Annotated in this window: 11 protein-coding genes and 1 pseudogene; 10 read left to right on the plus strand and 2 right to left on the minus strand. The window is 62.9% G+C overall.

Annotated features, from left to right (window positions below):
• The first annotated feature begins 63 nt into the window (after positions 1–63).
• The 10 genes from ASG68_RS16915 to ASG68_RS16960 all read left to right on the plus strand — a co-directional run bounded on the left by ASG68_RS16915 (position 64) and on the right by ASG68_RS16960 (position 11,373).
• Positions 64–1,200 (plus strand): Gfo/Idh/MocA family protein, encoded by a 1,137-nt coding sequence (locus ASG68_RS16915; protein ID WP_062609916.1) that lies wholly within the window; start codon positions 64–66, stop codon positions 1,198–1,200.
• A 104-nt stretch (positions 1,201–1,304) separates the two neighbouring features.
• A complete protein-coding gene (locus ASG68_RS16920) occupies positions 1,305–2,168 on the plus strand; it encodes a MurR/RpiR family transcriptional regulator (RefSeq protein ID WP_062582351.1) in 864 nt (287 codons plus the stop codon).
• A gap of 105 nt (positions 2,169–2,273) precedes the next feature.
• A complete protein-coding gene (locus tag ASG68_RS16925; RefSeq protein WP_062582353.1) occupies positions 2,274–4,205 on the plus strand; it encodes a bifunctional 5-dehydro-2-deoxygluconokinase/5-dehydro-2-deoxyphosphogluconate aldolase in 1,932 nt (643 codons plus the stop codon).
• Positions 4,206–4,500: 295 nt separating this feature from the next.
• Positions 4,501–6,354 (plus strand): 3D-(3,5/4)-trihydroxycyclohexane-1,2-dione acylhydrolase (decyclizing), encoded by a 1,854-nt coding sequence (gene iolD, locus ASG68_RS16930; RefSeq protein ID WP_062582355.1) that lies wholly within the window; start codon positions 4,501–4,503, stop codon positions 6,352–6,354.
• A 130-nt stretch (positions 6,355–6,484) separates the two neighbouring features.
• Positions 6,485–7,402, plus strand: a complete 918-nt coding sequence (iolE, locus tag ASG68_RS16935; RefSeq protein WP_062582357.1) for a myo-inosose-2 dehydratase — start codon at positions 6,485–6,487, stop codon at positions 7,400–7,402.
• A gap of 259 nt (positions 7,403–7,661) precedes the next feature.
• Entirely contained in the window at positions 7,662–8,459 is a 798-nt protein-coding gene (gene iolB, locus ASG68_RS16940) for a 5-deoxy-glucuronate isomerase (RefSeq protein ID WP_062582359.1), read from the plus strand.
• 216 nt (positions 8,460–8,675) lie between these two features.
• Complete coding sequence (locus tag ASG68_RS16945) at positions 8,676–9,080, plus strand: GFA family protein (protein WP_062582361.1); 405 nt, start codon at positions 8,676–8,678, stop codon at positions 9,078–9,080.
• Between the two features lie 5 nt (positions 9,081–9,085).
• Complete coding sequence (locus ASG68_RS16950) at positions 9,086–9,883, plus strand: AraC family transcriptional regulator (protein WP_082478487.1); 798 nt, start codon at positions 9,086–9,088, stop codon at positions 9,881–9,883.
• Between the two features lie 78 nt (positions 9,884–9,961).
• Positions 9,962–10,573 carry a LysE family translocator gene (locus ASG68_RS16955; RefSeq protein WP_062582365.1) on the plus strand — a complete coding sequence of 204 codons (612 nt, stop codon included), beginning with the start codon at positions 9,962–9,964 and terminating at the stop codon, positions 10,571–10,573.
• Between the two features lie 125 nt (positions 10,574–10,698).
• On the plus strand, positions 10,699–11,373 hold the full coding sequence (locus ASG68_RS16960) for an HAD family hydrolase (protein ID WP_062582367.1): 675 nt from the start codon (positions 10,699–10,701) through the stop codon (positions 11,371–11,373).
• Between the two features lie 15 nt (positions 11,374–11,388).
• On the opposite strand, the gene ASG68_RS32470 is transcribed toward ASG68_RS16960, so the two are convergent.
• On the minus strand, positions 11,389–11,778 hold the full coding sequence (locus tag ASG68_RS32470) for a VOC family protein (protein ID WP_320416521.1): 390 nt from the start codon (positions 11,776–11,778) through the stop codon (positions 11,389–11,391).
• 3 nt (positions 11,779–11,781) lie between these two features.
• Positions 11,782–12,792 (minus strand): annotated as a pseudogene (locus ASG68_RS16965) (ketopantoate reductase family protein); the annotation flags it as partial.
• Positions 12,793–12,803: the final 11 nt, after the last annotated feature.

Raw genomic sequence — 12,803 nt, forward strand, 5'->3', positions numbered from 1 at the left:
TTGTAAAATTCATTTCATTCGCCCGCAAATGCCGCGCAGTGCGGTTTCGGGAGGAGTGCAGGCATGAGCGGCAAACGCAGGATCGGCGTCGGCTTGATCGGAACGGGTTTCATGGGCAAGGCCCATGCCTTGGGCTTCACGATTGCGGCGCGGGTCTTCGATCAACCCTATGAGCTGGATCTGGTCACGGTCGCCGATGTTTCGCTCGATGGCGCCGAAAAGGCCCGCCGGGGGCTCGGTTTCCGCAAGGCGACCACAGACTGGCGTGAGCTTCTGACCGATCCCGATATCGACATTATCGACATCACCACGCCCAACCTCCTGCACAAGGAAATGGCGCTCGCGGCCATCGCCCATGGCAAGCATGTCTATTGCGAAAAGCCGCTGGCCCCGACGGTCTCCGAATGCGCCGAAATGGTCGCAGCGACTGAAAAAGCCGGCGTCATCACGCAGGTCGGCTTCAACTACCTGAAAAACCCGATGATCTTCCTCGCCAAGGACCTGATCGAAAGCGGCGAGATCGGCGAGATCCGCTCGGTGCGCGGCATCCATGCCGAGGATTTCATGATGGACGCATCCGCTCCCTGGGGCTGGCGTCTCGATCCTAAGAGCGGCGGCGGCGCGCTCGCCGATATCGGCAGCCATATCATCGCTTCGCTGCGCCATCTGGTCGGCCCGATCACCTCGGTTCTGGCCGAAACCATTATCCAGGTGCCGGAACGTCCGGTCGCGCGCGGGTCGAGCGAGATGCGCGCCGTCGAGGTCGATGACATCACCCGCGCCTTCGTCCGCTTCGAGGGCGGCGCCACCGGTAGCTTCGAGGCCAACTGGAGCGCCAGCGGCCGCAAGATGCAGCATGATTTCGAGATCTACGGCTCCAAGGGCAGCATCGTCTTTACCCAGGAGCGCCTGAACGAGATCAAGGTTTGGTTCGCTGGCGACGACATCCGCACCCGTGGCTATCGCACCATCTGGGCCGGACCGGAGCACAAGCCCTACGGCGCCTTCTGCGTCGCGCCCGGCCACCAGATTGGCTTCAACGACCTGAAGGCGATCGAAGCTAACGAATTCCTGGAAGCGATCGCCAGCGGCAAGGCTCCGGGCACGGATTTCCGTGAGGGCTTCGAGGTCCAGAAGGTCGTCTCGGCCACCTACCAGTCCGCCAAGACCAATGAATGGGTGCATATCGGCAAGGACTGATGAACGGGGTGGAAAAATCGGAACGACGGAATAAATATTCTATTCCTCGTTCCCTTCTTTGCATAAGGTCTTGAGGCATCGAAAACGCAGGAAGACCGGACGTCATGGCAGAAACCGACAACAGCATCGCTCTTCCGCAGGATTTCGACGGCTTGAAGGCGATCATTCTGGAACGCAAGGCGCAGTTGCCCAAGCGCCTGCGCCAGGTTGCGGCCTATGCCCTGGATAACCCGGATGAAATCGCCTTCGGTACGGCGGCAAGCATTGCCACCTCGGCGGACGTCCAGCCGTCGACACTGGTGCGTTTCGCGCAGCATTTCGGTTTCGAAGGCTTTTCCAGCCTGCAGCAGATTTTCCGCGCACGGCTGCGTGAGCGCACGCCCGGTTATGACGAACGGCTGAAGGCGCTGAGCGACAACGAACACAGCAAGCTCGAAAGCGGCTCGATCTTCAACGGCTTCGTCGCCGCCGCGCACCGCTCGCTCGACAATATCGCCACCTCTGTCGAACCGGAGGCGTTCGAGCGCGCGGTCAACATCCTCGCCGGTGCCGAAACCATCTATCTTGTCGCCAAGCGCCGGTCCTATCCGATCTCCGGCTACATGGCCTATGCGTTCGGCAAGCTGAAGGTCCGCTACCAGATGGTCGGCACGGCCGCCGGGATCGACGACGATATTCTCGCCATGGCCGGGCCGAAGGACGCGGCCTTCGCCGTCAGCTTCTCGCCCTATGCCTCCGAAAGCGTCAACCAGGCCAAGCTGCTCGCCAATCGCAATGTGCCTGTCGTGTCGCTGACCGATTCGGCCTTCTCGCCGCTGGCGGAATCTTCGAAGGTCTGGTTCGAACTCGTCGAGGCCGATCACGCCGGCTTCCGGTCCCTCTCCGCCAGCATGGCCTTTGCCATGGCGCTGACCGTTGCGGTCGCGGAAAAAAGGCGCCGGATCAGCGAAGAACGCGTTATAGAATGAAAATTCCATATTGACTAATCGGCGGAATTTATGTTTCATTGACATCAATACCCCACCAGCCAATAAAAATGTCGGCGCGACGAAAGCGCCCGCCGGGAGGATGCAGTGAGCCAGACCAACAGGACGCAGGCCGACAAGCCGCTTGACCTCATCACCATCGGCCGCGCCTCGGTCGATCTCTATGGCCAGCAGATCGGAACGCGGCTGGAAGACGTCGCCTCCTTCGCGAAGTCCGTCGGCGGCTGCCCCACCAATATCTCCGTCGGCACGGCCCGCCTCGGCCTGAAATCGGCGCTTCTGACCCGCGTCGGCAAGGAGCAGATGGGTCGCTTCATCCGTGAGCAGCTGGAGCGCGAGGGTGTTGAGACCAAAGGCATCGTCACCGATCCGGAGCGGCTGACTGCGCTCGCCATCCTCTCGGTCGAAAGCGATCATTCCTTCCCGCTGCTGTTCTATCGCGACAACTGCGCCGATAGTGCGCTCTGCGAGGACGATGTTTCCGAAGACTTCATTCGCTCCGCCCGCGCCGTACTGGTCACCGGCACCCATTTCGCCAAGCCGCACACGGATGCCGCACAGCGCAAGGCGATCCGCATCGCCAAGGAAAACGGCGCCAAGGTCGTGTTCGACATCGACTATCGCCCCAACCTCTGGGGTCTGGCCGGTCATGACGCCGGCGACAACCGCTATATCGCCTCTGACAAGGTTTCCGCCCATCTGCGGACGGTTCTGGCCGATTGCGACCTGATCGTTGGTACCGAGGAGGAAGTGCTGATCGCCTCCGGCGATAGCGACCTCCTGGCCGCTCTCAAGACCATCCGCGCCAATTCCAAGGCGACGATCGTGCTGAAGCGCGGCCCGATGGGCTGCATCGTCTATGACGGCGACATTTCCGACAATCTCGAAGACGGTATCGTCGGCAAGGGCTTCCCGATCGAGGTCTATAACGTGCTCGGTGCCGGCGACGCCTTCATGTCCGGCTTCCTGCGCGGCTGGCTGCGCGGCGAACCCCATGCGACGTCGGCCACCTGGGCGAATGCCTGCGGTGCCTTTGCCGTGTCGCGCCTGCTCTGCGCGCCCGAAATCCCGACCTGGACCGAGCTGCAGTTCTTCCTCGAAAACGGCAGCAAGGAAAAGGCGCTGCGCAAGGACGAGGCGATCAACCACGTCCACTGGGCAACCACGCGGCGCCGCGATATTCCGCAACTGATGGCGCTGGCCATCGATCACCGCAGCCAACTCGAGGATCTCGCCGACGGCAAGCCCGAGCTTCTCGCCCGCATCCCCGCCCTCAAGGTACTGGCCGTCAAGGCCGCCGAGCGCATCGCCAATGGCCGTCCCGGTTTCGGCATGCTGCTCGACGACAAGTACGGCCGCGATGCATTGTTTGCGGTCAACAAGAACTTCTGGATCGGCAAGCCGATCGAGCTTCCGGGCTCCCGTCCGCTGCAGTTCGAATTCAGCCAGGATCTCGGCAGCCGGCTGATCGACTGGCCAGTGGACCATTGCATCAAGGTCCTGAGCTTCTTCCATCCGGACGATCCGGCCGAACTGAAGGCCACGCAGATCGCCAAGCTGCGCGCCGCCTTCGAAGCCGCCCGCAAGGTCGGCCGCGAAATCCTGATCGAGATCATCGCCGGCAAGCACGGCACGCTCGACGACCAGACGATCCCGCGTGCGCTCACAGAACTCTACGATGCCGGCCTGAAGCCCGACTGGTGGAAACTGGAGCCGCAGGCAAGCCGCGCCGCCTGGGCCGGGATCGATGCCGTCATAGAGAAACGCGATCCGCTCTGCCGCGGCGTGGTCCTGCTCGGCCTCGAAGCCCCGTACGAAGCTTTGAAGGAAGGCTTTGCGGCCGCCCGCACGTCCCGCACCGTCAAGGGTTTTGCTGTCGGCCGCACCATCTTCGCCGAGGCCAGCAAGGCATGGCTCGCCGGCGACATGACCGACGAGCAGGCCATCGCCGACATGGCCGCCAGGTTCGGCGCGCTGGTGGAACTGTGGCTGGGTCTGGCGGAAACGAAGGCGGCTTGATTAGACTTCCCTCTTCTCCCCAGCGGGGAGAAGTGCTGAGCGTATGCGAGGCGATGAGGGGGCGGCGGCAAAGCCGACGCGAGCGGCATATCCAAAGGTGGCCTTCGGCCCCCCTCATCCGGCCCTTCGGGCCACCTTCTCCCCGCTGGGGAGAAGAGGGGCGAGCCCGGTCGAGAGGCAATAGAACAATCTCCCCCTTGAGGGGGAGATGTCACGGAGTGACAGAGGGGGGTAAAACTTTCCTCATAGACAGAGATCAATAAGCGAGGCCCGGGCCTCGTTCGAGGAGGAAACAATGAGCCCGAAAACAGTGCGCCTGACCATGGCGCAAGCCGTCGCGCGGTTCCTGACCAAGCAGATGACGATCGTGGAAGGTGAGAAGCTGCCGATTTTCGGCGGCATCTTTGCCATTTTCGGCCATGGCAATGTCGCCGGCATCGGCGAGGCGCTCTATGGCATCAAGGACACGCTGCCGACCTACCGCGCGCACAACGAGCAGGGCATGGCGCATGCGGCCATCGCTTATGCCAAGGCCTCGTTCCGCCAGCGCTTCATGGCCTGCACCACCTCGATCGGTCCCGGCGCCCTCAACATGGTGACCGCCGCCGGCGTCGCCCATGTCAATCGCATCCCGGTCCTCTTCTTGCCCGGCGATATCTTCGCCAACCGTGCGCCCGATCCGGTGCTGCAGCAGATCGAAAGCTATGGCGATGGCACGCTGTCGGCCAACGATGCCTTCCGTCCGGTCGTTCGCTATTTCGATCGTATCACGCGGCCCGAACAGATCATTTCGGCCTTGAAGCGCGCCATGCAGGTGATGACCGATCCCGTCGATTGCGGCCCGGTCTGCCTGTCGCTGTGCCAGGACGTGCAGGCGGAAGCCTTCGATTATCCGGAAAGCTTCTTCGACGAAAAGGTCTGGTCGTTCCGCCGCCAGCATGCCGATGACAACGAGCTGGCCGCCGCCGTGGCGGCGCTGAAGGCCTCGACCAAGCCGGCGATCATTTCCGGTGGCGGCGTGCTCTATTCCCTCGCCACCAAGGAACTGACAGCCTTTGCCGAAAGGCATGGCATCCCTGTCGTGGTCACCCAGGCCGGAAAATCCTCGATCGACGAGCGTCACCCGCTCTCCCTGGGCTCGGTCGGCGTCACCGGCACCTCGGCGGCCAATGCGATCATCGACCAGGCCGATCTGGTGCTCGCCATTGGTACGCGCCTGCAGGACTTCACCACCGGTTCCTGGGCGATCTTCAAGAACCCGGACGTCAAGTTCGTCGGCATCAACACCGCAAGCTTCGATGCCGCCAAGCACAATGCGCTGCCCGTGGTCGGCGATGCCCGGGTAACCATCGAAGCCCTGTCGAAGGCACTCGGTGGCTGGGCCGCTCCGGCCGGGTTGAAGGACCAGGCCGTCAAGCTCAAGGCCGAATGGATGGCCGCTGCCGAAAAGGCGATGGCGCCGACCAATGTCGCCTTGCCGTCGGATGCGCAGGTCATCGGCGCCACGGCCAGCAACCATTCCGGCGAAAACACCGTGCTTCTCTGCGCCGCCGGCGGCCTGCCGGGCGAATTGCACAAGCTCTGGCCGGCGACCTCGCCGGGCAGCTATCACATGGAATACGGCTTTTCCTGCATGGGTTACGAAGTGGCCGGCGGCCTCGGCGTCAAGATGGCGCGGCCGGATGCCGATGTCGTCGTCATGGTCGGCGATGGCTCCTACATGATGCTCAATTCCGAGCTTTCGACCTCGGTGATGATGGGCAAGAAGATCACCGTCGTCCTGCTCGACAATCGCGGCTACGGCTGCATCAACCGGCTGCAGATGGGCACCGGCGGCGCCAACTTCAACAATCTGCTGAAGGACAGCTATCACGAGGTGATGCCGGATATCGATTTCCGCAAGCATGCCGAAGCGATGGGTGCCGTCGCGCTGAAGGTCGAATCGATCGCCGAACTGGAACAGGCGCTGAAGGACACGCGCGACAATGGCCGCACGACCGTCATCGTCATCGACACGGATCCGTTGATTACCACGAAGGAAGGTGGTCACTGGTGGGATGTCGCCGTGCCGGAAGTGAGCGCCCGCCCGGAAGTCAACAAGGCCCGCGAGGCCTATATCAAGGCGCTTTCCGCCCAGGTCATCGGCTAAACAGAAAACACGGCTCTCCTCCTCTCCGTCATCCTCGGGCTTGACCCGAGGATTCACCCCCACCGGCATGTCGGAGAGGAAGGGAAAACAAGAACAGGAAGGCCACCTGCCTTCCTCCAAGGAGACTTTCATGAAAGCCAAACTCGGCATGTCGCCCATCGCCTGGTGGAACGACGATCTTCCCGAACTCAGCGACGACGTGTCGCTCGAGGAATGCCTGCGCCAGTCGCGCGGCGCCGGCTTCACCGGCATGGAACAGGGCCGCCGCTTCCCGAGCAATCCGGAAGAGATGCTGCCGATCCTGCGCGCCGCCGATGTGACGCTGTGCGGCGGCTGGTTCTCCGGCACGCTGGTCAACGAGGATCTGTCGGCCAACAAGGACCGCATCCTGCCGATGATCGAACTGTTCAAGGCCGTCAACGCGCCCTGCATCGTCTATGGCGAAGTCGCTCGCTCGATCCAGGGCGACCGCTCCAAGCCGCTCGCCACCAAGCCGAAGCTTTCCGATGACGAGATGAAGGCCTATGCCCGCCGCGTCACGGACTTCGGCGAATGGTGCGCCGATCAGGGCATGCCGCTGTCCTACCATCACCACATGGCCGCCGTCGTCGAAACCGAGCCGGAACTCGACGCCTTCATGAAGAATTCGGGCGAGGGCATTCCGCTGTTGCTCGATGCCGGCCATCTCAAATTCGCCGGCGGCGACGTGCTGCGCGCCATCGACAATCACCATGCCCGCATCAACCACGTGCATGTGAAGGACATCCGCCAGTCGGTCATCGACGGGCTGGACCGCTCGAAACAGTCCTTCCTCGATGCCGTGGCCCTCGGCGCGTTCACCGTGCCGGGCGACGGCTCGCTCGATTTCGGCGCTATCGTCAAGCGCTTCGCCGATTACGGTTATGAAGGCTGGTTCGTCGTCGAAGCGGAACAGGATCCCCGCAAGGCGCCGCCGCAGAAAATGGCCGAGATCGGCTATGCCGAACTGATGCGCGTCATGACGGCAGCGGGCTATACGGTCGAGACGGAAGGCTTTCCGAAGGGGTGATGTTTTGGGGAGTACCCCTCACCAAGCGCGTCCATGAACTCGACATTGTCTCGTTCGGACTTGCTATCCTCTCCCACAAGGGGAGAGGAAGAGGTGCCTCAATCTCCGTCCTTTTCCATCTGGTGAGGACGGTACCGCGAGTTTTTCCTCTCCCCTTGTGGGAGAGGATACGCAGGCCGGGTGAACGCCAGTGAACCCTTGGCCGAAGTTGGTGAGGGGTAATCACTCCCGTCACAGACCATGCAACAGGAGACCCACCATGCCCAACCTGCTCGTGAAGCCCAATGGCGCCCATGGCCGCGTCACCCATGTGACGCCGGAGAATGCCGGCTGGACCTACGTCGGCTTCGACATGCACCGGCTGAAGGCCGGCGAGACGGCGTCGGGCGAGCCCGGCGATCGCGAGGTCTGCCTCGTCTGGATTTCCGGCAAGGGTAAGACGAGCGCTGACGGACAGGATTTCGGTGTGGTCGGCGAGCGCATGACGCCGTTCGAAGGCGCGCCGCATTCACTTTATGTGCGGGCCGGTGCCAACTGGTCGGTGACGGCCGAGACGGACCTCGAACTCGCCGTTTGCTCGGCGCCTGGCGGTGGTGCTTACAAGACGAAGCTCATTGCGCCCGGCACCCATCCGCAGTTCACCCGCGGCAAGGGCTCGAATGTCCGCCATGTCACCAATATCATGCCGGAAGACGACAATTCCGCCCATTCACTGCTGGTGGTCGAGGTGATCACGCCGAATGGCAACACGTCGTCCTATCCTTCGCACAAGCACGACCAGGACAATCTGCCGGACGAGAGCTTCCTCGAAGAAACCTATTACCACCGTCTGAACCCGCCGCAGGGTTTTGCGTTCCAGCGCGTCTATACCGACGACCGGTCCCTGGACGAGGCCATGGCGGTCGAGGATCGCGACGTCACGCTGGTGCCGAAGGGATATCACCCCTGCGCCACCATCCACGGCTACGATCTCTATTACCTCAACGTCATGGCAGGCCCGTCGCGCGTCTGGAAATTCAACAATGCCAAGGAACATGCCTGGCTGTTGAACACTTGAGCAGTTCCCCTTCTCCCCAGCGGGGAGAGGTGGCGCGTAGCGCCGGATGAGGGGGGCCGAAGGCCACATTCAAGATATGCCGCCCGCGCCGGCTTCGCCGCCGCCCCCTCATCGCCTCACTAAGCTCGGCTCTTCTCCCCGCCGGGGAGAAGAGGGAGGCTGCCGAAATGCTCCTGACCCATATATACTCGCCTCAAAGCATATGAGGTGTGAGCCATGCATATCGACGGACATTGCCATTGCGGGGCGATCCGCTTTGAGGCCGAGATCGATCCGGAACAGGTGGGCATCTGCCACTGTACCGACTGCCAGCACCTGACCGGCTCGGTCTATCGGGTCACCGTCGCAGTCGCGAAGGCGGATTTCCGGATCACGGCCGGCGAGCCGAAAACCTATATCAAGACCGGCGACAATGGCCGGACGCGTTTCCAGATGTTCTGCGGCACCTGCGGTTCGCCGATCTATACGACCGGCACCGACGAGGACGCAGACGTGATCGGCATCCGCTGGGGCAATATCAGCCAGCGTGCCGCGCTTGCGCCGAAACACCAGATCTGGTGTTCTTCGGCGATGGACTGGTTTGGCGAGCGCAAAGCTTTGCCTGGGTTGGAGCGGGATTAGGAAGCATGGGAGCCGGGCAATTCCGGATGCGGTTATGTGCGATGCCGGGCGTCGAGGCGGTGGAGGCCGACAGCGCCCACAGCTTCGGCCGGCACACTCATGACCAGTTCGGCATCGGCATCATCATCCGCGGCGCCCAGAAATCCGCAAGCGGACGGGGACCGGTCGAGGCGGGTGCCGGCGATGTGATCACCGTCAATCCCGGCGAGGTCCATGACGGCCACCCGATCGACGATGCCGGCCGCGCCTGGCGCATGCTCTACCTCGATCCCGCACTGATCGCAGGCGCCAGCCTTGATATCAGCGAAGGCCGCTCGGCCGATTTCGTCTTCTCCCATCCTGTGATGGCCGATGCCGCGATGGCCCGCCGGCTTCAAGCTGTCTATTCCGCCATGCTGTCGCCGGAGGGCGGGGAAACGCTGATGGCGGAAACGGGACTGCTTGGCCTTATCGCCTCGCTGCTCAGCGCGCGTGCCTCTAACGCCACGCCACCCTCCATTTCCCGCGCCAAAAGCTTGATCGACGACGATCCCACATCGGAGATAACGCTCACCGCGCTTGCTGAGGCAAGCGGGCTCAGCCGTTTCCAACTGGTCCGCAGTTTCGCGCAGTCGACGGGCATGACGCCACATGCCTATCTCGTCCAGTGCCGTATCGGGGTCGCCCGCCGGATGATCGCCAGGGGCATGCCGCTCGCTGAGGCGGCCGCTGCCAGCGGCTTTGCCGATCAGAGCCATATGACCCGGCATTTCGTGCGTGCCCATGGTGTGACGCCGGGTGCCTATGCGCTGGCCTTCAGCTGACATCCTGCAATTTCGTTCAAGACCCGGACCGCGCAATCCGCTTTGCTGCGGCTTTCCTCGTTGAAACGGAGCCGTGTCTTGACCCTCGAATATCTGCTGACATCCATCGTCGTCATTCTGCTGCCGGGACCCGGCGTCCTCTACACGCTGGCAATCGGCCTGAATTCCGGCGCCCGTGCCAGCGTGGTGGCCGCCTTCGGCTGCACGCTCGGCATCCTGCCGCACGTCATCGCCAGCGTCGCCGGTCTGGCGGCTCTTCTGCACACCAGCGCCATGGCCTTCGAGGTCATTAAATATGTCGGTGTAGTCTATCTGCTCTACATGGCCTGGAGTGTCCTGAAAGATACCGAAAGCCTGCGCATCTCCGAGGATCCCAAGCCAATGTCGGCGCTGCGGATCATCGGTACGGCCATCCTGCTCAACAGCTTCAATCCCAAACTGTCGCTGTTCTTCCTCGCCTTCCTGCCCCAGTTCGTGCCGGCCGAGACGCAATCGCCGACGTCCTTCATGCTCGGTCTTGCTGTCGTCTTCATGGTCCTGACTTTTCTCGTCTTCGTCTTTTACGGCATCTTCGCGTCCGCCGCCCGGCGCTATGTGATCGCGCGGCCCGGCGTGACGACATGGTTGCGTCGCGGCTTTGCCGGCGCCTTCGGGCTGATGGGGCTGCGTCTCGCCCTCTCGGCCCGGTGAAAGGCAGGATTTACGGTATGGCCGGGCGGATATCCGTTTGATCTGAACAGGGAATCCGCCTATTCGAACGGGGACCCTCAAAGGCTGCCGGACAGGCGGCCGCCCGATCATCAAAGGAGCCGCCCTTGTCTTCCGCCTCGTCGTCCGTCTTCGGAAAGAAATACGCCGCCTTCCTGTTCGACATGGACGGAACGCTGCTGAGTTCCATCGAAGCCGCGGAACGCGTCTGGGGCAGCTGGGCGGAAAGCCATGGCCTCGACGTTGCGACCTTCCTGCCGACCATGCACGGCAAGCGCGGCGTCGATACGATACGCCAACTTGGCCTGCCGGGCGTCGATCCGCAGAGCGAAGCTGACAAGATCACCCAGGCCGAAATCGACGATGTCGAAGGCGTGAAGCCGCTGCCGGGCGCCATCGAATTCCTGAAGAGCCTGCCGCCGGAGCGCTGGGCGATCGTCACCTCCTCGCCGCGTGAACTCGCCAAGGTCCGCATCGCCGCCGCCGGCCTGCCGGAACCGAAGTTCATCGTCATCGCCGAGGATGTCTCGCGCGGCAAGCCGAGCCCGGAATGCTACCTGCTGGGCGCCATGCGCGTCGGTTTCGATGCCAAGGATTGCCTCGTGTTCGAAGACGTCGCCGCAGGCGTCATCGCCGGTGAATCGGCCGGTGCCGACGTGATGGTCATCACCGCCACCCACACACACCCGTTTGAGACGGCGCACCAGACGATTCCCGGCTATATCGGCATCGAGGTGTCGGTGGATGAAAACGGCGATCTCATGCTGACGGATCGGCGCTGAGGAGCGGGACGCTCGTCAGTCCGGTCCGTGCGACAGGATGTTGACGACCGTGCCAAACGGGTCACGCACATGGAAGCGGCGCACGCCCCATGGCTCGTCGGTGATGTCGTAGATTATAGCGAAGCCCATCGTTCTGGCCTTTGCATAGACCGCGTCGACATCGTCGACCTCAATCGAAAGCTGCGGCACCGGCGTGCCGGAGCCGCCCTCGCTGGCAATCGAAACCTGTGCGACAGCACGCTTATCCGAGGCAAAGGTGACGATCCAGCCGTGATCCATCGCAAGATCAAGCCCGAGCAGATCACCGTAGAAGGCGTGGGCGGCCTTGGGCTCCGGCGCGTGCAGATTGGCGACGATGCGGCGAACGGCCATTGCGCAAACCTCCCTGGAGCGCGCCTGCGCCATCGACTGATCGAGCTGTGAAATCAGCAGCAAAAGCATATCGTTTGCCGGCGTCGGCACGCCGGCCATGCGGGCAAGCTGGGTGATGGCGCCGGTGAGCGGCACGATCTCCATCGGTCGCCCCTGTTCGAGATCCTGCAGCATGGAAGTCTTGGCGCTGCCGAGGGTGCGGGTATGCTCCATCCTCTGGTCGATCGTCGTGGGTATCTGGCAGCCCAGCCGTTCGGCGACGGCCTTCGTCTCCGCCATGATCTCACGCACCAGCGGTTCCAGCGGTCCGTTGACGATCTCGTCGATCCGGGCGCGGGTCAGCGCGCTGATCGGGTTGAGCGCCGCATTGCCGAGCAACTTCAGCCAGAGTTCGTCGCGGATCCGGCCAGTCTGCCTGATGGTCCAGCCGCTCGCCTTGAACAGATCGGCAATGGCTGCCAGCGTCGGCGACAGCGTGCCGGAAGGCTCGCCGAGATGAAGCAGGCCGTTGCTGGTCAGGCGGATATGGCCGGGCTCGATCATCTGCGCGCCCTGATAAATGACGCCGCCGATCACCCGTTCGGGGCCGATCCGCTGCCAGACGAGGCCGCCCGGATCGAGCGCCTCGATCTGCCGCCCTTCCAGTCCGCTTGCCGTGTCGCCGTGGAAATACCACCAGGGAATACCGTTCTGGATCATCACCACGCGTCCCTCCGGCTTCAGCAGCCGGGCAATATCGGCACTTGCCGCGGAAAGCTGGTGGCCTTTCAGCGTCACGATCACCAGATCCTGTGGCGGCAGGTCGGCGGCGGTATCGGTTGCCGTAATATTGGCGACCAGCGGCTCGGAGCCGCCGTGTTCATGCAGGTGAAGCCCATGCTCCCGGATGGCCTGCAGATGCGCGCCGCGAGCAATGGCCGATATTGTCGCGCCAGTCAGCCTCGTGGCCAGACGCACTGCAAGAGCCCCGCCGATTGCACCGGCCCCGAAAATGCAGATGTTACGGAAATGCGCCGAAAGGCCCGTATCCTGCACGGCGTGTTCCATGACATCTCCTC

It is taken from the genome of Rhizobium sp. Leaf453 (assembly GCF_001425605.1).
Lineage (GTDB): Bacteria > Pseudomonadota > Alphaproteobacteria > Rhizobiales > Rhizobiaceae > Pararhizobium.

Coding starts and splice junctions, on each gene's coding strand:
- ASG68_RS16915 (WP_062609916.1), top strand. CDS start 64: ATGAGCGGCAAACGCAGGATCGGCGTCGGCTTGATCGGAACGGGTTTC.
- ASG68_RS16920 (WP_062582351.1), top strand. CDS start 1,305: ATGGCAGAAACCGACAACAGCATCGCTCTTCCGCAGGATTTCGACGGC.
- iolD (WP_062582355.1), top strand. CDS start 4,501: ATGAGCCCGAAAACAGTGCGCCTGACCATGGCGCAAGCCGTCGCGCGG.
- iolE (WP_062582357.1), top strand. CDS start 6,485: ATGAAAGCCAAACTCGGCATGTCGCCCATCGCCTGGTGGAACGACGAT.
- iolB (WP_062582359.1), top strand. CDS start 7,662: ATGCCCAACCTGCTCGTGAAGCCCAATGGCGCCCATGGCCGCGTCACC.
- ASG68_RS16945 (WP_062582361.1), top strand. CDS start 8,676: ATGCATATCGACGGACATTGCCATTGCGGGGCGATCCGCTTTGAGGCC.
- ASG68_RS16950 (WP_082478487.1), top strand. CDS start 9,086: ATGGGAGCCGGGCAATTCCGGATGCGGTTATGTGCGATGCCGGGCGTC.
- ASG68_RS32470 (WP_320416521.1), bottom strand. CDS start 11,778: ATGGCGCAGGCGCGCTCCAGGGAGGTTTGCGCAATGGCCGTTCGCCGC.